This window comes from Prochlorococcus sp. MIT 1318, from assembly GCF_047304505.1.
Taxonomy (GTDB): domain Bacteria; phylum Cyanobacteriota; class Cyanobacteriia; order PCC-6307; family Cyanobiaceae; genus Prochlorococcus; species Prochlorococcus marinus_D.
Window position 1 is genome coordinate 1723836 of record NZ_CP138958.1, and the last position, 19172, is coordinate 1743007.

The 19172-nt window shown below is 47.5% G+C and carries 19 protein-coding genes; 9 read left to right on the forward strand and 10 right to left on the reverse strand.

The annotated features are described in order from the left end of the window. Positions 1 to 21: 21 nt before the first annotated feature. Positions 22 to 1281: a hypothetical protein gene (locus SIB66_RS08835; RefSeq protein WP_063405556.1), complete on the reverse strand. Its 1260-nt coding sequence runs from the start codon at positions 1279 to 1281 to the stop codon at positions 22 to 24. Between the two features lie 339 nt (positions 1282 to 1620). Between SIB66_RS08835 and SIB66_RS08840 the strand changes: the two genes are divergently transcribed. Next, positions 1621 to 1770: a hypothetical protein gene (locus tag SIB66_RS08840; protein WP_413681461.1), complete on the forward strand. Its 150-nt coding sequence runs from the start codon at positions 1621 to 1623 to the stop codon at positions 1768 to 1770. Positions 1771 to 1948: 178 nt separating this feature from the next. On the opposite strand, the gene SIB66_RS08845 is transcribed toward SIB66_RS08840, so the two are convergent. From SIB66_RS08845 to SIB66_RS08870, 6 genes are all read right to left on the reverse strand, one after another. Continuing rightward, the gene (locus tag SIB66_RS08845; protein WP_063421360.1) at positions 1949 to 2458 is read right to left on the reverse strand and encodes an HdeD family acid-resistance protein; all 510 of its coding nucleotides are present in this window, start codon (positions 2456 to 2458) and stop codon (positions 1949 to 1951) included. Between the two features lie 29 nt (positions 2459 to 2487). Continuing rightward, complete coding sequence (locus tag SIB66_RS08850; RefSeq protein WP_063405558.1) at positions 2488 to 3381, reverse strand: ABC transporter permease subunit; 894 nt, start codon at positions 3379 to 3381, stop codon at positions 2488 to 2490. Positions 3382 to 3389: 8 nt separating this feature from the next. Further along, entirely contained in the window at positions 3390 to 4439 is a 1050-nt protein-coding gene (locus SIB66_RS08855) for an amino acid ABC transporter substrate-binding protein (protein ID WP_063405559.1), read from the reverse strand. An 822-nt stretch (positions 4440 to 5261) separates the two neighbouring features. Beyond that, complete coding sequence (locus SIB66_RS08860) at positions 5262 to 5651, reverse strand: putative quinol monooxygenase (protein ID WP_063405597.1); 390 nt, start codon at positions 5649 to 5651, stop codon at positions 5262 to 5264. 331 nt (positions 5652 to 5982) lie between these two features. Continuing rightward, complete coding sequence (locus SIB66_RS08865) at positions 5983 to 7563, reverse strand: SulP family inorganic anion transporter (protein WP_063405560.1); 1581 nt, start codon at positions 7561 to 7563, stop codon at positions 5983 to 5985. 32 nt (positions 7564 to 7595) lie between these two features. Beyond that, positions 7596 to 8780: an FAD-binding protein gene (locus SIB66_RS08870; protein ID WP_236070054.1), complete on the reverse strand. Its 1185-nt coding sequence runs from the start codon at positions 8778 to 8780 to the stop codon at positions 7596 to 7598. A gap of 255 nt (positions 8781 to 9035) precedes the next feature. Between SIB66_RS08870 and SIB66_RS08875 the strand changes: the two genes are divergently transcribed. Then, positions 9036 to 10145 (forward strand): sirohydrochlorin chelatase, encoded by a 1110-nt coding sequence (locus tag SIB66_RS08875; protein ID WP_063421362.1) that lies wholly within the window; start codon positions 9036 to 9038, stop codon positions 10143 to 10145. Positions 10146 to 10534: 389 nt separating this feature from the next. Further along, positions 10535 to 10801 (forward strand): DUF2811 domain-containing protein, encoded by a 267-nt coding sequence (locus SIB66_RS08880; RefSeq protein ID WP_011130280.1) that lies wholly within the window; start codon positions 10535 to 10537, stop codon positions 10799 to 10801. Here SIB66_RS08880 and SIB66_RS08885 read toward each other — a convergent pair. Further along, positions 10782 to 12437 (reverse strand): GMC oxidoreductase, encoded by a 1656-nt coding sequence (locus tag SIB66_RS08885; RefSeq protein ID WP_063405564.1) that lies wholly within the window; start codon positions 12435 to 12437, stop codon positions 10782 to 10784. The two genes, SIB66_RS08880 and SIB66_RS08885, sit on opposite strands and share 20 nt — an antisense overlap. 194 nt (positions 12438 to 12631) lie before the next feature. Here SIB66_RS08885 and SIB66_RS08890 point away from each other — a divergent pair, with 194 nt between their 5' ends. Further along, positions 12632 to 12910, forward strand: a complete 279-nt coding sequence (locus SIB66_RS08890) for a hypothetical protein (protein WP_236069033.1) — start codon at positions 12632 to 12634, stop codon at positions 12908 to 12910. Positions 12911 to 13002: 92 nt separating this feature from the next. On the opposite strand, the gene SIB66_RS08895 is transcribed toward SIB66_RS08890, so the two are convergent. Both SIB66_RS08895 and SIB66_RS08900 read right to left on the reverse strand, forming a co-directional pair. Then, the gene (locus SIB66_RS08895) at positions 13003 to 13197 is read right to left on the reverse strand and encodes a hypothetical protein (RefSeq protein WP_413410315.1); all 195 of its coding nucleotides are present in this window, start codon (positions 13195 to 13197) and stop codon (positions 13003 to 13005) included. 626 nt (positions 13198 to 13823) lie between these two features. Beyond that, a complete protein-coding gene (locus tag SIB66_RS08900) occupies positions 13824 to 14048 on the reverse strand; it encodes a hypothetical protein (RefSeq protein ID WP_236073611.1) in 225 nt (74 codons plus the stop codon). Between the two features lie 148 nt (positions 14049 to 14196). On the opposite strand from SIB66_RS08900, the gene SIB66_RS08905 reads away from it, so the two are divergent. From SIB66_RS08905 to SIB66_RS08925, 5 genes are all read left to right on the forward strand, one after another. Further along, positions 14197 to 14379 (forward strand): hypothetical protein, encoded by a 183-nt coding sequence (locus tag SIB66_RS08905; RefSeq protein ID WP_063405567.1) that lies wholly within the window; start codon positions 14197 to 14199, stop codon positions 14377 to 14379. A 63-nt stretch (positions 14380 to 14442) separates the two neighbouring features. After that, entirely contained in the window at positions 14443 to 14943 is a 501-nt protein-coding gene (locus SIB66_RS08910) for a hypothetical protein (protein WP_236070055.1), read from the forward strand. Between the two features lie 69 nt (positions 14944 to 15012). Further along, entirely contained in the window at positions 15013 to 15177 is a 165-nt protein-coding gene (locus SIB66_RS08915; RefSeq protein WP_413681250.1) for a hypothetical protein, read from the forward strand. 16 nt (positions 15178 to 15193) lie between these two features. Further along, on the forward strand, positions 15194 to 15994 hold the full coding sequence (locus tag SIB66_RS08920) for a prohibitin family protein (RefSeq protein ID WP_063405599.1): 801 nt from the start codon (positions 15194 to 15196) through the stop codon (positions 15992 to 15994). Between the two features lie 625 nt (positions 15995 to 16619). Next, on the forward strand, positions 16620 to 18866 hold the full coding sequence (locus SIB66_RS08925; RefSeq protein WP_236070056.1) for a cation:dicarboxylate symporter family transporter: 2247 nt from the start codon (positions 16620 to 16622) through the stop codon (positions 18864 to 18866). Positions 18867 to 19172: the final 306 nt, after the last annotated feature.

Genomic DNA, 19172 nt, shown 5'->3' on the forward strand with positions numbered 1-19172 from the left:
GATATATGCTAAGCGTGTCAATTATTGACCCACGCTTTGTTGCATCAACATATCGATCTGCTCCTGTTGTTTGCGAATAACCTCCTTCAATTCTGCCGTCTCTGAACCAGCTGAAGATGGTTGGGAGGAATTCTGGCCTAAGCCGCCCAGTAATGAATTGAGCAAACCAGCACCCATTTGGACATATGAATTTGTTTGCTGTTGCTCTGCCAATCGTCTTGCCAGCTTTGCTTCATGCTCACGTTGCTTCTCTCTGTCTGCTAATTCCATTTCTTTGATTTCCAAATTAGTCTTATTAGTGTCCTTAGTCCCCAATAGCGCCACAACACTATCGCACTCTTGTTTCGCTATGTCAGTTTGTGTATTGTTCCAATTGGCATTGTTGTTCTGCTCATTTTTCGAATTGGCATTGTTGTTTTGAGTTGAATTTTGATCCCATGTTTCATTTCTAGTGTTGGTTCTTGAGTCTTTAGCAGTTCCTTTATTGGTGCTAGAACTGGTTTTACTTCCAGATCCACTACCACCAAACTGTAATTTAAGAATATCAACTTTTAGACCCCCTCCCCCTTTGCCTGACGAGTTCTTCGTAATATCCCATGTGTTTTCTTTTCGCCTTGACCTATCAGCATCATATGTTCCAGTATTGTTCCTAGTTCCATCTCTATTGAATGAACCCTCATTTCTACGGTCCCTATTGAATCCGCCTTGATTATTACTACTCATATCTGCAGCAATATTGCAAAATTCCTTCAACTGTGCCATTTCATCATTACTAGCATTCCCAGACTTAGCCTTAGCACCAAGCTGTTTCAAAGCTTCGACTGATTCTGAGCTAAATCCCTGAACTCTCGTCTGTTGCATCATGTAAGGCTTAATTTTGATAGTACTTTTCAGAGCTGCAGGATTTATAAGGTGATATTTGCTAGGAGTTGATTTAGAGTCAGTCTTGCTCTTAGGACTTGACTTATCACTCTTAAGATTCAAAATTGCAGGATTAATATAAGGGTAATTGCTAAAATTTGATCTATTATTTTCTTTGGTCGTTGAGCTTTTATTATAAGTCTTGATATAAGAGCTTGACTTGTTCGAGTTTGTTGTAGGTAAATATAATATTTTCGGGCTATGCATCGGTTTTGCTTCTGCGACCCTCGTTAAGGAGTCAGCCGCTGCGCAGGCACTTGTACCAACAACGAGTAGGGCAAGAAGAAGAGAACCTTTTTTCATGACAAGATCATCAGCGATTTGGTGATTAGTCTTATTAGAAGCAATTGCGGGTTTCATTGGTTTTGATGCAAGGTTGTATGGGGCGAGGTCTTTTGCCTCGATACAACCACCATCGCCTATCTATAGGCTCTCTGCGATGAGCTGAGACACGGTGAACTGTGTTTTACATCACACTGCTTTTGAATAGCTCGCCATTCACTCCAAACAAGCGAAATTCACGAATAAATCAAGTTATAGAAAAGCACAAGAAATGGTTGAAATGTCTTTAAGCTTAAGGAGTTGTAGGGTGGAAAATCGTTGGTTAACAAAATCATGATGGCCTCTCTATCTCTCATGTTTCAACCTTAAGTGATCCTTGATGGCTTTTTAGGTACCACTTGGATCATTTGTATATGCGTGCATGGATGCAAAAAGATATTCCAATCATTTAGCAAAGAAATAAAAAAGCCAAATAATAGTTATCATCGCCTCCACGACGGCGGAATGATGATTTACGAAATCATGATCATCCTCTTCTGCTTGACACCTGCTTTGGTACTTAGGTGAGGTTAATGATCATTTTGGCTTCTGCATTGCCTCGGAGTGCATTGTCTACAGCTAAGTAGTAGTAGTACAAACATTGAAGGATTCAATGCATCCCTATGGGAATGTTGAGATCTCAGCTTATTAATCGAGACTGGTCTCATTGGCGATATTTGATGATGTCGCCAATGAGATCCACTTGCTAAGTGGTCTCAGCAGGCTTAGGGCCCCTCAGCAGGTTGATTGCAGATAGGAACAATGCTGCCCCGAATAATGTTCCCAGAGCCCAAATGCTGTCTGATGGCCATTCAATAACAAGTAAGAGACCGAAGATTGCAGTGATCACTCCATCGAAGACCACCAATCCACCTAAAGGGCCTGGAGATGCTGCACCTCCAGCCAATTCCATCAAGCCTTCTATGAGAAGCAAGACCCCTGCAAACAAGGTAAGGCTGATTTCACTATCGACCGGGTCGATCAAAATCCAAAGAGCAGCTGCGACATAAAGCACGCCACTGAAGCCTCTAAACACTTTGCCCTGCAAGCCCGCTTCACCGCCAAGACGCAATAATTGGCCAATGCCTGCGGCACAGGCAGCCCCCCCGAGGGCAATGGTTAGCAAGGTGGCCGAGGCAAAAGGCAAAAGGATGGCAATGGCAGCTGCAATAAACAAGAGCACTGCTGCGATGCGCCGTTGAAGTAAAGAATCCATGAAAAACAAAAACCTAATTGAGCTTAAGGCTATTGCTGGGATCTGATCACAATCCGATTGAGAACTTCCATCCCTCCAGTGATCAGAAGGTTAAGCAGCAAAAAACTGATTAACAACAAGAAGAATCCTTCAATCGCTCTGCCGGTCTGTGTGATTGTCGTATCACTTACCGCATAGACATCGGCATAACCTACGGCGATCGCCAATGTGCTGTTTTTGGCCAAGTTGAGATATTGGCTTGTCAGGCCAGGCAGGATGGCTGGTAAAGCTTGAGGTAACACAACCCGACGTAACCCAAAACGTTCTGGTAAACCAAGACTGCGAAACGCTTCCCATTGACCACTCGGAACAGAATTCAATCCACCGCGGACAATTTCAGCAATCGATGCTGCTGTGAAGACGCTTAGGCCCACTAATAAAGCCGAAAATTCAACGCTCAGATGTAGGCCAAGCAATTCGATGCCTTGGTTCGAGACACGTATCAAGGCTCCTAATGGCGCCAAGGGGGTCCCGGAAAGGCTTAAGAAAGCAACGAAATACCAAAACAACAGCTGAAGCAACAGAGGGATCTGCCGGATCAAGGCCACATATCCGCTCGACAGTGCTCGTAACAGCAGATTGCGGCTACTTCTGGCAGCGCCTGCAAGCACTCCAATCACCGTGGCCAGAATAAGGCCGCAAAGGATGACCTTGAGGCTGTTTAGCCAGCCCATGCAAAGAGCCCAGGCATAACTATCCGAAGGCCTATAAGACAGAGGATGTTCAGCTAGAGCAAAGCCTGCAGGTCGTCCTAACCAAAGAAAGCTGAGCCCCATGTCCGTGCGGATCAGATTCACAGCGAGATTGTTGATCAACACGCCAAGAATGGTCAGCAGAGCGAGAGCGACGCCAACTTGCAAGCAAAAGTGCTGCGAGCGCTTCATGGGGGGGGTTAGTTAAATGGTGGCGCGATCAGTAAGCCACCTTGCCGATAGGAGCGATTTAGGCCTCTGGGAATTGGCACAGAACTGTTTGGACCGAGGTGGCGGTTGTAGATCTCTCCATAATTGCCTGTGGCTCGGATCACCTTGACAACGAAGTCATCTGCCAGACCAAGCTTTTGACCAAGGCCAGCATCAACGCCTAGAAAGCGTCTCAGCGACGACATCTGTGGGTTTGTCTGGGCTTGTTCAAGCTTGCTGTCGACATTCTCTTGAGTAATACCAAATTCTTCAGCGGCAAAAAGAGCAAAGACCACCCATCGGATGGCATCACCAAGCCGCTGGTCTCCACCCACTGAAGCCGGGGCAAGCGGTTCCTTACTCAGCACAACATCAAGAATGATGTGCTGTTCAGGATCAGGAAAACCAGATCGGGCCGCTGCTAGCTGAGAACGATCGGAAGTCATCGCTAGACATCGACCCTGAAGGTAACCGGCGACAACCTGATTGAGATCTTGATACTTGATCGGCGTATAAGAAAGCTTTCGCTCCTGAAATGCATCGTTGAGGTTCTGTTCTGTCGTGGTGCCTGAGCCCACACAGATGTTGCTGGCTTTCAAATCCTGAAGGCCCTTAATTCCGCTACTTCGCTTGACCATCAACCCCTGGCCATCGTGAAACACCACCGGTGCAAAGGTGAGACCATTACCTCCTGCTGCATCCCGACTGAGATTCAATGTGGTATTCCGTGAAAGCAGATCAATTTCGCCTGTTTTTAAAGCAGTGAAGCGTTCGGGAGCTGTAAGAGGGCGATATTGCACTTTCGTGGCATCGCCAACAACTGCAGCGGCCATAGCGCGGCAGATATCAACGTCTAGGCCTTCATAGCGACCATCGCCAAGTAGAAAACTAAAGCCTGGGATCTTGCCGCTAACACCACAATGCAATTGGCCGCGCTTGCTGATCAATTCCAGCCGAGAACCACCACCTTGATCAATCGAGGCACATCCTGTGGCAAGCAAAGACAGAGTGACTAGACCTGTGGTTAAACGCCTCATCATGTTGTAACTATGCAATTCAGACTCATTCTCTCAGATCTTTGGCAAAGCTTGAGAATAATTGATTACCACCTGACGCAATGCAGTAACTAAAACATTCCTTGGTTCAAAATAGAACTAGAGAATAGAATGACTCATCTTAAATTCCGAAGACTGACTCTTGTATGAAGTGGATGTCTTCAGAAATATTTTATGGCCTGTAATTAAAATGGATTTGTTGCTCATTTGGACCGAGGGAGGAATGGGACTTGATGTGAACAGCTAGGCTTTGCGGTAATTAAATAAAAGTCAAGTGAGTGATCTTGCCGCTATTAGCTCTTTCATGAACAGGGTAAAGATCTTCGTTCCATGTTAATGGTATGGTATATATTGAATCGCTAGCATTATCGATTCATCATTGGTCAGAAGTCTGCTTTGGATGAAGTGGAGATTCCTAGAAAGTATAGGCTAAGGGCTCAAGAGCCAATCCCTCCCTTATTTAATCAGTTATTTCGCTTGTAGAGACTTCTAGGTTGACTAGATGCATGACATAATGCTTTTAATAGATCGTTAAAGCTCTTTTGCGGCTTACGATCTTTTGTCTGCTTCGATACCAATAATGATTTTATATGATAATCAATGACAGGAAAGAAAGCCACATGGCGCAAAGAAAGTCTAGAAGCTCCTCATGCCTTCTGCGCTATAGCCTAATGGTAATCAAATGGTATTTATGGTTCTTAGCTGGATTAAATGCTAAAAATAGATCTCATGCTGATCACTTAATATGCGCGTATGATTTTTTCTGTAATGCCAATTGTATCGCAACAGAAAGCGATCAGACAAAACTTAGAAACGACTGTATCCACATCTTGTCTCGAAGATTTTTAGGGGTAATCCAGTTGCTGCCATTGCAGCTCGACACTCAGCACCAATGGTGCCGTAGACCTCAACACTAAAACCATCACCAAGTTCTGCATGCTTAGCGAGATAGTCACCAACGATGGGGTTCGATAGATGAGTCAAAAAGGCTGCATCATTTGCATAGACCTCAGACCAAACAAAAGCGAGGGGATCATCTGGATCTTGATCAAAGGTGTGATGCAACATCCCAGGCTCAGAATCCTTAACCCCTGCATCTGTCTTCGCAGCCAATGAAAGATAATCGTCAACACAGCCTGGTTTTACATGGATGCGAGCCAGCAGAAGAAAGGGCGTAGAAGCATCGAAGTTCGCCATGAAAAGCATTGGTGAGCTAAATAGTTATAGCAGCTCAGAGTAGGTGTATGTGTGAATTTCAAAATGAGCCAAGACATCATTTTTTCAGCAACAGATTAAACAACTGATTTTGTAAAGTAGCGCGCTTGGTGGATGACGAAAAACAAAGCCCTGCTGGAATATTCTCGAGAAGTTATTGCGTTAACAAAATATCATCGTGTCTAAAGAATAATGGTTTAGATGAATCTAACACCTTTAAGCTAGTTCAGGATTTGAAATCATTGGCGCTGCAAACAACTCTAACGATAAGACGGCTTAGAAAATCTTGGGCATCATCTCAAATACAACCCTTCTAGATATGAGCAGGCTCTTGATTACCGCCTATGCGTTCAAATAGATCAAGACTTTCCTTGTTAAGGCCCACTACCTCGACTTCTGATCCTCCAAGGCGAAGCTTGCGGATCACCTGATCCAATGCAGCAACTCCGCTTTGGTCCCAGATGTGTGCTCGCGACATATCGATCGTCACTTTGGCAGGGTGCCTGTGAATGTCAAATCCCTGTAAAAAATAAACCTTGCTCACGAAGAACAATTGTCCACTGACTTCATAACGAAGCTCATCAGGGTTGACTTGAATAACACTGACACGGATCACTTTGGCAACTTTACGGCTGAAGAGTATTCCTGCGAGTGCAACACCCGCTAAAACTCCCAGCGCCAAATTATGGGGTGTGGTGAGCATGGTGACGGCAAAAGTCATCAGCATCACAGCTGTATCGCTACGAGGAATCTTTTTCAGCTGTCGGAGTCCGCGGATATCAGCAGTACTGACAGCAATCGCAATCATCACAGCCACTAACGCCGCCATAGGGATTTGTTCTAACCAGACTCGACCCACCAAGATCATTAACAATAAACTGACGCCAGAAAACAATGTTGAAAGTCTGCTACGCCCACCATTCTCTGTATTCATTACCGATTGGCCCACAAGTGCACAACCGGCCATTCCTCCAAAAAGAGAGGAGACAACGTTTGCGATTCCCTGGCCTCGAGCCTCAACATTCTTGTTTGATGTGGTATCAGTTAAATCATCAACGATGTCTTGGGTGAGGAACGTCTCAATCAGCCCAACCAAGGAAACCGCGAGAGCTGTGGGTAACACCAATCCAAATGTTTCGAGGTTGAATGGCACTTTCCCATCTGCTAATGACCCAAATGGAAGTGTGAAACTAGGAAGACCAGTCGGGAGATGTCCTAAATCTTTAACGGTTGGAATATCGAAGCCGAAGCCGATGCTAATGATCGTCAAAACAATGATGGCCACGAGCTGAGAAGGCAGCAAGCGAGTCAAGCGTGGTAAGCCATAAATAATCACCAAGCCAAGGATCACCAACCCCCAAACCAAAGGGATCTGTCCACCAGTAGGCAAAATCTGGGTGGCATGATCGCTAACTACAGCTTCTCCGTAATGCAGATTCAGGCCTAATTGGGGTAATTGAGCTTGAAAAATCAATAAGGCGAGTGCATTCACAAATCCACTTAGAACCCCTTGAGGAACAAAACGCATTTGATAGGCAAGTCTCAAATAACCCCAAAGGATTTGCAAGAGCCCAGTCAATAGGCCGGCTGCCATCAAATAGGCAAGGCCTAGGCCTTCACCAACGGCATTACCAGTCGCCACAAGCCCTGTCATCAACAGTGCTGTCGAGCCAGTCGCTGAGGTGATCATCCCCATACGTCCGCCGACTATGGCGATGGTGACTGAAAGGCAAAACGCTCCAAAGAGGCCCACTTGCGGATCAACACCAGCGATGCCTGAAAAGGCAATCGCCTCTGGGATCATTGCGAAGGCAACCACCAGCCCAGAGAGGAGATCTTTTGGAGGGTTGCCAAACCACTGTTTGATCAACGATGGTTCTGACCGGTTAATCATTAAAAAGGCTGGCTTTGACGGCAGACCTTATCTCAAAGCGACGGCAAAACACCGTTTGGGTCATGACGAGCCTTAAGTTCTTGAAGACCTGGTAACCATTCGCCGAATGCTGCTTTCAGCTCCCGCTGATGCCATGGCAGATGCGGATGCATCTGAGCCAGATGAACTCCTGCGCAATAAGGCTCAAGCGTTTCCCATACCTTCTCTAGCCAGTTGAGACTTAGCGCTCTGATATGGATATCTCCAGCCGGCCAGGCTGCCGTGATCCATGGTTTCCAGATCGCCTCACGGTGAATCAAAGAACTGACATCCTTATGCTGCCGACTGGCGACTCCGCCGAGTTGTTGAACAGCCAAGGAACACCTTGGATCTGGGCGTTCTGCCATCAGTTCGGCAAGGGCCGTGATCACTCCCTGACAGGCAGACCCCCAAGCAGGGCCAAGCAATGCAACGACTTCAGAGTGGCAACGCCCAATCACTGCGTTTGAAACAACAGGCAATGCAAATGGTGGCAATTCATGTATGCCAGCAACATCGTCAATTTCAACAACGTTTGTGCAGAGAGTTGTTTTTTGCAGCTGATTGAATGTCGCAACAGCGGCAGCATCGTTCGCAAGCATCACTCCGTAAGCGTGGATTTCATCCCCCCAGATCCACTGCAGGCTTAACGAATCAGGCCAGCTTTCAGCCTGATGGATAAGCTCCAACAGCTGTTCAAACGTCAACCTTGATTGCCAGATACGCAGCGGTTGCAGCAGATGTGTCTGAAGCTTCAGGTCTGTGATCACAGCCAGAAAAGGAGCTGCTCCGCAGAGGCCACGCCAAGCCAATTGATCTTCAGAACAGCAAGCAGCTTCCGGATTGGAGAGAACAAAGCTTTCTCCATCGCCCCATACACCTTTGATCTCAAGGATTTGATCAATTGCTAATCCTTGACTGCGACTCAAAGGGCTGACTCCTCCAGTGAGGATGTAACCGAGGCCTGGCAGTCCTGATAGCCCTGTGGGAAAACTTCGTCCGTGCTTGGCGAGTTCCCTGAGAAGACTCTCCATTGTCTGACCAGCCCCAATCTCCACGTGTTGGGTGCTGGGATCGAAATGGATCTGGCGACAGCTTTGGCGCAGATCCAGAGTCCAGTGTCCTTCAGCTGCACAGCGACTGGTTGTGCCTCCGCTGCAAACTATTAAGGGTTTACGTTTGAGCTGTAGCGAGCGCATCAGCGCAGGAATGTCATCCGCTTTGGGATTGAAGACTCCTGCGATGCAAGCATCCTCTGCAAGTGCGTTTGGAACATGGAGGCGACGATGAATGGCGGCCTCTTAACCCTCATTGATCAGCGTAACTATCTCTGTCTTGAGGAGAAAGCCCTTGCTCATCAGGCTTCAGTCAAGATCTCATTGAAGACATCGAACTTTGCGTTGGTTCTCTTGCTTCACGACAACAGATAGGGTCTTTCTAGGTCGCTCCTCACTGTGAATCCTGCATCCTTAGATCATCCAGATGGTCATCTCGGCATCCTGATCTGTGGGCATGGCAGTCGGAATCGCTTAGCCGTTGAGGAGTTTGCTCAATTAGTCAAGGCGCTCAAGCCAAAATTCCCCACAATTCCCGTTGAATACGGCTACCTGGAATTTGCCCGTCCAGTGCTCAGAGAAGGCCTTGATCGGCTACTTGAACAAGGCGTGAAGAGGGTTCTTGCAGTCCCGGCGATGTTGTTTGCCGCAGGCCATGCCAAAAATGACATCCCCTCCGTACTCAACAACTACGCAGCTGAAAGAGGGGTAATCATTGATTACGGTCGCGAACTCGGCATCAACGACTTAATGATCGGTGCGGCCGGCGCCCGCTTGAAAGAGGCGCTTGAATCTGCTCCTGAAGTCCCACTTTGCGAGACGCTCCTGGTGGTCGTAGGTCGTGGCTCCTCAGATCCTGATGCCAATTCCAATGTGGCCAAAATCACCAGGATGTTGGTGGAAGGCTTCGGATTCGCTTGGGGTGAAACCGTGTATTCCGGCGTCACCTTCCCCCTTGTGGAGCCTGGCTTGCGTTACCTAGTACGCCTCGGTTTCCGCCGCATCATCGTGTTTCCTTACTTCCTCTTCTCAGGGGTGTTGGTGAGTCGGATTCGAGAGCACACAAAGCGGGTTGCAGATGATCATCCCAATATTGAGTTTCTTGCGGCCAAATACCTCGGAGACCACCCCCTTGTCATCGAGACCTTTCGGGATCGCATTGACGAGATCTTGCGTGGCGGAGATACCGCAATGAACTGTTCGCTATGTAAATACAGGTCTGAGCTTCTCGGCTTTGAAAACGAAGTTGGTCTTGCGCAGGAAAGCCATCACCATCACGTCGAAGGCCTTACAGAGAGCTGCACCCTTTGCAAAAAGGAGTGCACTGGTGCCTGTCAGCCCGACGGCATACCAGTGTCCCTAAAGGAAAAGGCTCATGACCATGACCATGACCATGACCATGACCATGACCATGACCATGACCACAGCCATGGTCACTACCCCTATCCCCATGCTGAGCATCCATTTGGTCCAGTCAGCCTGAGAAAATCAAGCGAAACTGAAACCTAAAATCACTTATAGAACGCAAGGATCGTCAGCAGCTTTCTCACTTGCGATAGACGCGACTCGACTTAGATAAGTAAGGCTGATCAGTCGTCAGGGGGGGCTTTTCTCCGACTGCTTTCCACAGTTCTAAGAGGGTTTTCCACGGCCTCTTGGGCAACACTCTTGATGGGAAGGTGACTCTGTGGTTTAACAGCTTTGTTACTGATCTGCGTTACATCAGTAAGCCTTGGACTGCGTTCGGCTCCCTGCTCAGCCCAATGAAGCCGGAACGCCTGTAAGCACATGAGTCTTGCCTTTCTACGGGACAGCTTGCTAAGTGCTTGCAACGATTGACGCTAAGCCCAAGAGTGTGGCTTCCTGGTGTCAAGAAAAAAACTCGCTGAAGGCGTTCTATGGATCGAAATCACCTCGAGCGCTGCGTTGAAATCAATGATGCTTGCCAATCAGTTGAGGCCACTTCCACCTATGTGAGCCTTGAAGCAGAAATTCCAGAAGTGCTCTATCGAGGCATGAAGGAATTCATCGGGTCACATCCCAACTGGGACCAATACCGTGTGATGAGTTCAGCCATCGCCCATTTCCTCTTTCAAAACGGCTGCGGGGATCGAGCCGTTACTGAGCGGTATCTCAATGACCTTTTCAGCCACGCCGAGGCCTAAGGGCTTCTAGACAAGCCCTTCTTGTAATCGCCATCATTGTCAGAGTGGGACTCTGCCAGGCGGATGTTGGCCAACACGCTCCATCCACAACAAGCACATTTGGACATCGCCAAAGACGGTTCCAACGGTCCACCACACTGCAATCTTCACTTTCTCCCATCGCAGCACCGCCAACTTCATGGATGTAATACCCCGGCGGTGGGGACTTTTCACTGAGAGCTAGCGCACCATCGAGAAGGGGTTCGAGAAACATCAAATTAAACAGCTCCTTGAGCGGCAATATTGTTCCCCCAGCTGACTGGATCGCTGCCTTGATCGTGCCTTGCATGTGATCAACCATGGCCTGCTCGTTCTCCCCCCATCGACAATCGATATGTGGTACCGGAACACCCCAGCGATCCAAAGTGCTTGAAAGCGTCACTTTGTTGTGAGGTGAAGGCAACACTTCACCATGCCCAATCAGAAAACCTGTAGCCGTCTCTGGTTTACGTTTCAACCAATCTGGGGGTTCAAAGCGATCAATCCCTCCCCAGAGTCCATAACCCCGCAAGAACTTCAACTGATTTTTAGGCTCTAAGCAAGCACCGAAAGGAAGAAAAAAACTGCCAGCTCCAGAAAGCACATTTGCTGTTGAGTCAGTCTCAGACACCTGCTTCACTTGGCTACGTGGCAGAGCAAAGAAACGACAGGTGGAGACGTGGTCCATCAAATAGCAACCGAGGTTGCCCGAGGGGTCAGTAAACCCCTCGCTGTAATGGTTCACTTCGGAACTCAGCAGGAGTCGAAGACTCTGAATTGTCGATGCACAAAGCACCACAAGCTCACCATTGAGCTCTTGTCGTTTGCCGTTGTGCTGATCAATCACCAGCACCCCTCGGGCTGCTTCATGATCTGGATGCATCAGCAACCGCTCAGCCTTGTGGTTGCTCAGGATCTCTACCTTGCCTGTGGCAAGTGCCATCTGTAAGGTGCTGCCCGGACTGCTTGAACGAGGCCAAGGTCCATCAACTGAAGGCTGGTGAGGTCCGAACCCTCGTGAATGAATGACTGGATAACCAAGTTCCGTATCAACAGCGCTAGCGAACTGTTGTTCGCTAGCTGTGAACGGTAATGGGGCGATGTAGTTGCCATCCGGTAACTGTTCCAACCCATCCACATGACCATGAACCTTCAAGCGCTCTTCTAGGGCGGAGTAATGAGGGGCTAATTCGCTGTATTGCAGTGGCCATTCAGGCCCATATCCATCTCTGCGTGAAGCCTTTAAGTCCTGATCTGAAAGGCGAAGAGTGATTCCACCCCAAGTGAGGCTGCGCCCCCCCACCTGATGACCCTGGGTCCAGATGAAGGGGTGTTCAGAAGGATAGGTATAGGGATTCTCTTTTTCATTCGCGTAGAGCAACGGATTCGCTTTCCAATAGCCAGGATGTTGAGCCTGAGATCGATGCTTGCCGCTACATAAACCATCCAAACGTCTAAGGGTGTTTCCAGGTTCTGAGCCCAGGGCTTTTTGAGCAGACAAATCTGGCCCAGCTTCTACCACGAGTACACGTACGCCAGCTTCTGCAAGGGTTAGAGCCGCAACCCCTCCAGTAGCACCAGAGCCGATCACGATCACCTCATAAGGGTGCTGAATCACGCTTGCATAGACAACATCAAGACAGTTTCGCCCCTCACGTGCATAGATACCATCTGGATCTCACAGACCTGCGCGTTGACTTGATGCCTTGGAGAATGGATGTGCTGCTGCAATAGGGAGTTGAAAGTCTCGTGCTCGCCTTAAAACTTGCGACGGGAAGTAATCTGAATTGAAATGTCTATGTTTCCAATCCATTGAGTCCGATTGTAGGTAGCCACTCAACTGAACCAGGTGTCCCTCCACAAGAATCTCAGGACCGCTGGTTCAAGTCAGATTTACTTCGACGGGAGGTGAACCTCTCAGAGTTGTACGAACTCTCTCAAGGTGAACTTGATCTCCTAATGGCCGAAACCGCAACGATTCGCAGCGACCCAGACTCTAGTCGAAACAATCGTGGCAAGTTTGTAGTGGCAGGTTACGTTCTGGAGCTGGCCAAAATTATCAGCGATCGTCGAGCTAATCAATCATCTTGATTGGAGCGGCTATGAGCTAGGCAAACTTAGATCCTGATGGAGATTGAGAAAGTACTCTCCAACCTCCTTATCAATCAAGCGGTACATTCGCATTAACGACGCAGCACTCCTCTTCCTCCACCAAGGAAACCAATATCAAACAGAATGCCCATTGCAAGAATCAACAATCCACTAAAGCTGCTGAATCCACCATCCAGTGCGATTGCCCAACAATAAGCAAGGGTCGTTGTTGGAAGCAAAAACAGCCCTAACAATGGCCAGATCCAAACGCCAGCAAATGGGCTCATGATAAATGGTTGATAAAAGAACCAAAGTGCAATCAGCACAACTCTTGGGGCTAGAAGTCCAAGCAAGCCGATTAAACACATGATTGATTCACCACTCTTCTTTCAATAGATAGCAATTCCTGCTTCACCTGGTTGAGATGGCTGGCGAAATCCTCACCAGAGTAAAAACTCAAACTCAGCAAAGAGGTCAAAGCCAAGACTTGCCCATAGGCAGCGAACGGTCGCTTGCTCTCCTTATCAGAATTTTCAAGAACCCAAGACTGCCAATGAGATACCGACCTTCCTTCAATGGCCAGGTCTCGGAGAGCTCAGACCGCATTGTGCAAAGCACCAGCCCAGCTGTCGATAGAGGAGAAGAAACCCTGATGTTGAAAAGAATTTATGCAGACCGACAATGCCGAGTCAGCAAATCTTTGATGGTTAGACCAAATTAGGGAATTCAAAAGGAGCAAAAATTTGAGCCTGACCCAAATGATTTAGATGTGCTGAAGCGAGATCAACAAAAAAACAGTATTTATTTCTAGAGAGCATGAGCATTTTAAGACGTTATGGCAATTCCCTCCATGAACCATGGAGGGCCATTTCAGGCTGAGCCCAGTTAGATGCTCGCCTTATGAAAAGAAGGTTCAGCCTTCTTTTTTGACGAAGACTTGCGTGGCAAGCAGGAACAGTCCTCCAGCGATAAGCAGTGCTATCTCGGGACGGATTGAGGGGCCGACTGCTGAGGCAAAGAGCACTGCAGGCATAACCACGTCCATGACGACCATTTCAAAATCGCTGCCACTTCTAGCACTGAACAACCCCCCTCGTCCATCAACGTCATCAAAGGCCATGACAGCCAATGCACTCAAGCCAAACCTGCTGAAACAGCTGCAAAAACAGGCAGAGGGAGCTCCTAGAGGGCAAATCTAAAGAAAAGCTGAGTAAAGGTTGGGTAAGAATTGAGCTTCAGCAGTGCTTCTCAGGCTTATATGTATCACCCGATACAGGGAGCCAATCATGAGCACCCAAAACTCCAGAACACCAAAACCCGACAAAAGCCCTCCCCAACGCAAAACCACCTTCAAGTGGAACAGCAACGGAGAGTTGTCTTCGGTGGATATGGCACGAGTACTCGAGCGATTGACCAACCCGGCACTGACCCAATGCGATCTTGCCTGTGAACTTGATCAAAATACCTAAATCAACTTGATATTGATTCAGGCTTCATGTACTGCCTGATCGTCTTTGAAGCTACTCGTGCCATTGAGCCAATCCCAGCAGCTGTGGCACCATCAACAAGACAAATGGATTGCCATGACAATTCTTAAGACCTTCATGATCAGGCTGAAGAGAACAGCGACTCTAATAGCCTTACTAGCATTTGTTTTGACAATATTCTCCCCTACAGCAGTCTTCGCTTCTGAGATTGTTGATGTAGAAGATCCTACGCCATTAGAGCTCAAAGTCGCACAAGGCTATGCAGGCAAATTTTGCAATGGAGTTGCCATGGGCCTTACGCAAGAAAGTGCTCTTAAAATTGCAATTGCTGAAAATCGCAAACCCTCATTCAATCCCTCGTTATGGACTGCTGTCATCTCCAATGACAAGCAGCTAGAAAGTATAGACGAAAACAAAATTGCATCCCTTGTTGCATCAATCGTTGTCGATAAATGTGGTGACCCTCTTGGGCTAAATAGCCAAACTGATGTGGATGAATTTACATCCTATTTTATATCTACGCGAGAAGACTTATTGAGTAATTGATGAGTTCTGACCATCATGGAATGTCCATGACAATGAAGGTAATCCTCCAGATAACTCATCCTTAGATGAATGCATTTGGTCACCTACGGCTGCATGGTCGATGTATTTAAAGGAGTCCGCCAGAGTTTCGGTAGATCTACTGCTTGGCTGAGGGCCAAAGAGCTCAATGGTGTTGAGGTCCTCAATCGAAGCGCCCAGTATCAACAAAATGCAGGAAAGCTCCATAGGCTTTAGCAATCGCGATTTAGACATGGAAACCCCCTTTCGTAACGTCACTCCCAATACCCCCGGAGGTGCGGCATCACTTCTGATCGCTCTCTTGTTTTCCAGCTTTATCTTGATCACGCAGGCTCTGTTCGTTGTCCCAGCAGGTCAAGTTGCAGTTGTTACCACGTTGGGCAAAGTCAGTGGGGGGTCTCGTCTGCCTGGGCTAAACCTCAAAATTCCGTTCATCCAAGCAGTAGCTCCCTTTGATGTTCGCACGCAGGTGAGGCCTGAGAAATTCGCCTCCCTAACAAAGGATCTTCAAGTCATTGAGGCCACTGCCACGGTGAAATATGCAGTACGGCCGAATGAAGCCGGGCGTGTGTACAGCACAATCGCCAGCAATGACCGCGAAATCTATCCACGCATCATTCAACCCTCCCTGCTCAAGGCACTTAAATCAGTGTTCTCCCAATACGAACTTGTCACTATTGCCAGCAAGTGGAGCGACATCTCAGAGCTTGTGGAACGGGCTGTCGCTGATGAACTCGATAAGTTTGACTATGTAGAAGTTCGTGGCCTTGATCTCACTGGCCTTGTCATCGCTGAAGAGTACAGAGCCGCTATCGAACAAAAGCAGATTGCAGAGCAACAACTTCTCAGAGCGCAAACTGAAGTTAAAATTGCTGAGCAGGAAGCACAGCGATACGAAACCCTCAACCGCACCCTCGACGACCAGGTGCTTTTCAAACTGTTCCTCGACAAATGGGACGGCAGCACGAAGGTTGTGCCCGCTTTGCCAGGATCAAAAGGAGCCGGGACGCCTGTGATCGTAGGGGGACGTTGATCATTAATCAGATCAGCCTAATTCTCAACTGTGGTAAGAACCGAAGATGAAAAATCACCACCAGACAAAAAGCTAGTTAAAAGCCAGTTAAAAGATAATAAAAGCCCTGATTAAATTTCCAAGTATTTAATCGCAGTGTTGGGGCGCATCCCAATACGCACTATTGCCGTTAAATTGATTGTGGCAATAGCACGGCAATCAAAAAGAAGAGTTATTAGACTCATTAGAAAGGAGTTATCATCACGGTGAATAATTAGAATTTGTCAGCAAATTATGCGGAAGAATATGAGTCGGTTCGCTGCCGCTTAACACCTCGATAAGTAGAAGCAAGCCATATCGTAAATTTGTGAATAGAAGATCAGTCGTGAAGCCATGCTCCCTCTGGTATTTAGCTTTTAATAGCGAATTAAGACGATTGAGGCAATGCTGAAAAGCACGATTGGGTCTATAATAAACACATAAGTATTGAGGCTTCTATTGCCAAAAAGAGATTTCTGTGTTGATAAATTTAAACGCTGAGATTTTAAGCACTACTCATTGATCAACTGATCATTAATCTTGAGTGACAGGTCCTCAACTCTGTGCTTGCCTTTAATGGCTAACCGTGAGAAATCGTTTTACTGACGTGAAACGCCCTCCGGGACATGGAGTTGCCGAGATGGTTGCCGGACTGCGATGGCTTCTCTGGCCACTGAGCCGCTTTCTGCGTCAGAGCCTATCGATGCAGATCCTTGAAGGTTTGCTGGCAGGGGTCATTGCTGGGTTGATGCTTCCCGTAGCCCTGGTGAGCCTGCTTGCACCAATAGGGGAAGGCTTCCTTCGACTGTTCCAGATGCCAGTTGTGCCGTTTTTGAGCATTTCGCTCGTGGCTGGAGTGGGACGCCTTGAACTTGCTCAAGCAAGTCGGCTACTCGGCCGAGCAGCGATTGTGCTGATGGGGTTCTGGGTGGTCGTGCTCGGGGCAGTGCTTTTGATTCCCCTTGGCTTTCCAGATTGGCGGGAAGCATCGTTCTTCCGGCCAAGCCTCTTAGAGGCTGCTAAGCCGATGAACCTCATCGAACTGTTTATTCCAGTCAATCCATTCGCAGCATTTGCAGACACACAAATTCCAGCAGTGGTGCTGTTTTCCATTGCGCTCGGCATCGCTCTGATTTCAGTTCCAAAAAGGCAGGGCTTGATCGAGGTGTTGGATCGGGTTCAATCAGCGCTGTTGAAGATCTCTGCATACATCGCAAGGTATACACCACTTGGAGTGTTTGCGATCCTCGCAAGCACGACGTCTCAAGTTTCACCATCAGAGCTCCCTCGACTCGCCATTTACATTGTTTTGCAGGGCGGAGTTGCAGTTGTCCTTACATTTCTCTTCCTTCCCTACCTCGTTCAAGCAGTCATCCCTATCAAGGCCGGGGAACTGATCAAGTCTTTCCGTACACCGCTTTTGATTGCGTTCTCAACAGCAAATTTACTGGTGGTACTTCCATTACTAATCAATCAAGGCAAACAGCTCTTGATTGAGGGAATGGCAAGGCAACGTTCCCTTGGCTTAGAAGATCGTGAAAGCCGTAAAAAGTTAGCTCAGTCGATCGAATTACCGGTTGAGGTGCTGACTCCTCTTGCCCTGGTCTTTCCTGATATGGGCCGAGTGTTGTCGCTTGCTTTCGTCCCTTTTGCAGGTTGGCTTACAGGCAATCCGTTAACAGTCGAACAAATGCCCAGCTTCCTCATCACAGGTCTGGCAAGCACTTTTCTTGAAGGAGTGCTTGCGATGACATTCCTGCTGAGCAAGATGGGCCTGCCTACAGACATGGTGAATCTCTACATTGCCCTTGATCAGTTGGCTGTAGCACGTCTTGGCACGCTGCTCGCATGCATGAGTGTGATCAGCCTTGTACTTGTTGGGACATGGATCAGCCTTGAGGGATTTCGATACAGATTATCGAAACTTTTACCAGTTGCTATCTCAATGCTAATCATACCAATATTCATCAGTGTGAGTCGGTTTATCCTCAATCAAATTCCGCAACCAAGCAATCCATACCGAAGTCAACTCGAGACTCAAGGCTTTGTTCTGGCTAAAGAGAAAGCAGAGCTAATCAAGCAACCCAAGCCTCTCGAAGAAGCCGGTATCTGGCCGTTAATGCAGGCTAGAGGAGCAATCCGTTACTGCATCCATAAGCAGGATTATCCAATGGCTTATCGCAATGCAAAACAAGAGTTAGTTGGTGCTGATGTAGAAACTGGGCTCTTATTTGCAGAAGATATGGGTATGAAAGCAAGTTTTATTCAAATCGATCACTTGGGTAATCCAAATAAGGTTAGACCAAATGGACTCGAGGCACTGAAGAATGAATTATGTGACCTAAAGCTATCCAGTGATATCATTGTACCTCAGGAGTCTGCTGAGGTGTTGTACACTTCAACCAATCAAAGCTACGGCATAGGATTGCTGTTAAAGGGGAGTCGATTCAGTAGTAAATATAGATGGAAAGAGATCAAGGCTATAAAAGGTTTTCGAGTTGGCCTCGAAGCTCATTCCCCGTACAGTATCAATTGGGTGCAACGATTGCTTCCGCACGCTATCTTGAATACATCGAAAGGAACGGCCGAGCTACTCAAGGAACTCAAAAATGATAATCTTGATGCAGTAATCATTTCGGCCCAGAAGGGTGCTGCTTGGAATGTACTCGAACCAAGCCTCACATTACTCGTACCAAAACCTACAAAAAGCTTGCCGACCGCAAGACAAGTTCCTGAAGATGCGATTGAGCTTTCGAGGGTTTGGAATCATTGGCTAAAGCTGCAGGGGTTTGACGGAACTAAAAATAAAGTATATCAACACTGGGTTGAAGGAATTGCAGATGAGGGAAAATAATGACGCCAACAATATCAACCGAGCAATAGACAAGACTTGACAGTTGCCTAACCAATTTAAGATCGATATCCTGGAAATATGTATGTCAATGATATTGCTGGAATACGCTGAAATTTTAACGAGGAATCAATATTATACCCGTAAAAAAATGACAAGAAAGAATCAAACTACTGATCAGATTCAGTCAGTTTGATCAAAGGGTGTTCTGTTTAGAGATTAATAACCCAATAGTTTTCTTAGCGAATCAAAATCTAAGTACAAACATCTGCGACAGCCTGCCTCTCTTTTGATCTAGTCAGGATTGCC

What these genes read in the sequence shown, in the direction of transcription:
- SIB66_RS08860 (WP_063405597.1), bottom strand. Translation starts at nt 5,651, where the DNA reads ATGGCGAACTTCGATGCTTCTACGCCCTTTCTTCTGCTGGCTCGCATC.
- SIB66_RS08905 (WP_063405567.1), top strand. Translation starts at nt 14,197, where the DNA reads ATGAGCACCCAAAACTCCAGAACACCAAAACCCGACAAAAGCCCTCCC.
- SIB66_RS08855 (WP_063405559.1), bottom strand. Translation starts at nt 4,439, where the DNA reads ATGATGAGGCGTTTAACCACAGGTCTAGTCACTCTGTCTTTGCTTGCC.
- SIB66_RS08920 (WP_063405599.1), top strand. Translation starts at nt 15,194, where the DNA reads ATGGAAACCCCCTTTCGTAACGTCACTCCCAATACCCCCGGAGGTGCG.
- SIB66_RS08845 (WP_063421360.1), bottom strand. Translation starts at nt 2,458, where the DNA reads ATGGATTCTTTACTTCAACGGCGCATCGCAGCAGTGCTCTTGTTTATT.
- SIB66_RS08865 (WP_063405560.1), bottom strand. Translation starts at nt 7,563, where the DNA reads ATGATTAACCGGTCAGAACCATCGTTGATCAAACAGTGGTTTGGCAAC.
- SIB66_RS08850 (WP_063405558.1), bottom strand. Translation starts at nt 3,381, where the DNA reads ATGAAGCGCTCGCAGCACTTTTGCTTGCAAGTTGGCGTCGCTCTCGCT.
- SIB66_RS08915 (WP_413681250.1), top strand. Translation starts at nt 15,013, where the DNA reads ATGCATTTGGTCACCTACGGCTGCATGGTCGATGTATTTAAAGGAGTC.
- SIB66_RS08895 (WP_413410315.1), bottom strand. Translation starts at nt 13,197, where the DNA reads ATGAGCCCATTTGCTGGCGTTTGGATCTGGCCATTGTTAGGGCTGTTT.
- SIB66_RS08870 (WP_236070054.1), bottom strand. Translation starts at nt 8,780, where the DNA reads ATGCGCTCGCTACAGCTCAAACGTAAACCCTTAATAGTTTGCAGCGGA.
- SIB66_RS08880 (WP_011130280.1), top strand. Translation starts at nt 10,535, where the DNA reads ATGGATCGAAATCACCTCGAGCGCTGCGTTGAAATCAATGATGCTTGC.
- SIB66_RS08835 (WP_063405556.1), bottom strand. Translation starts at nt 1,281, where the DNA reads ATGAAACCCGCAATTGCTTCTAATAAGACTAATCACCAAATCGCTGAT.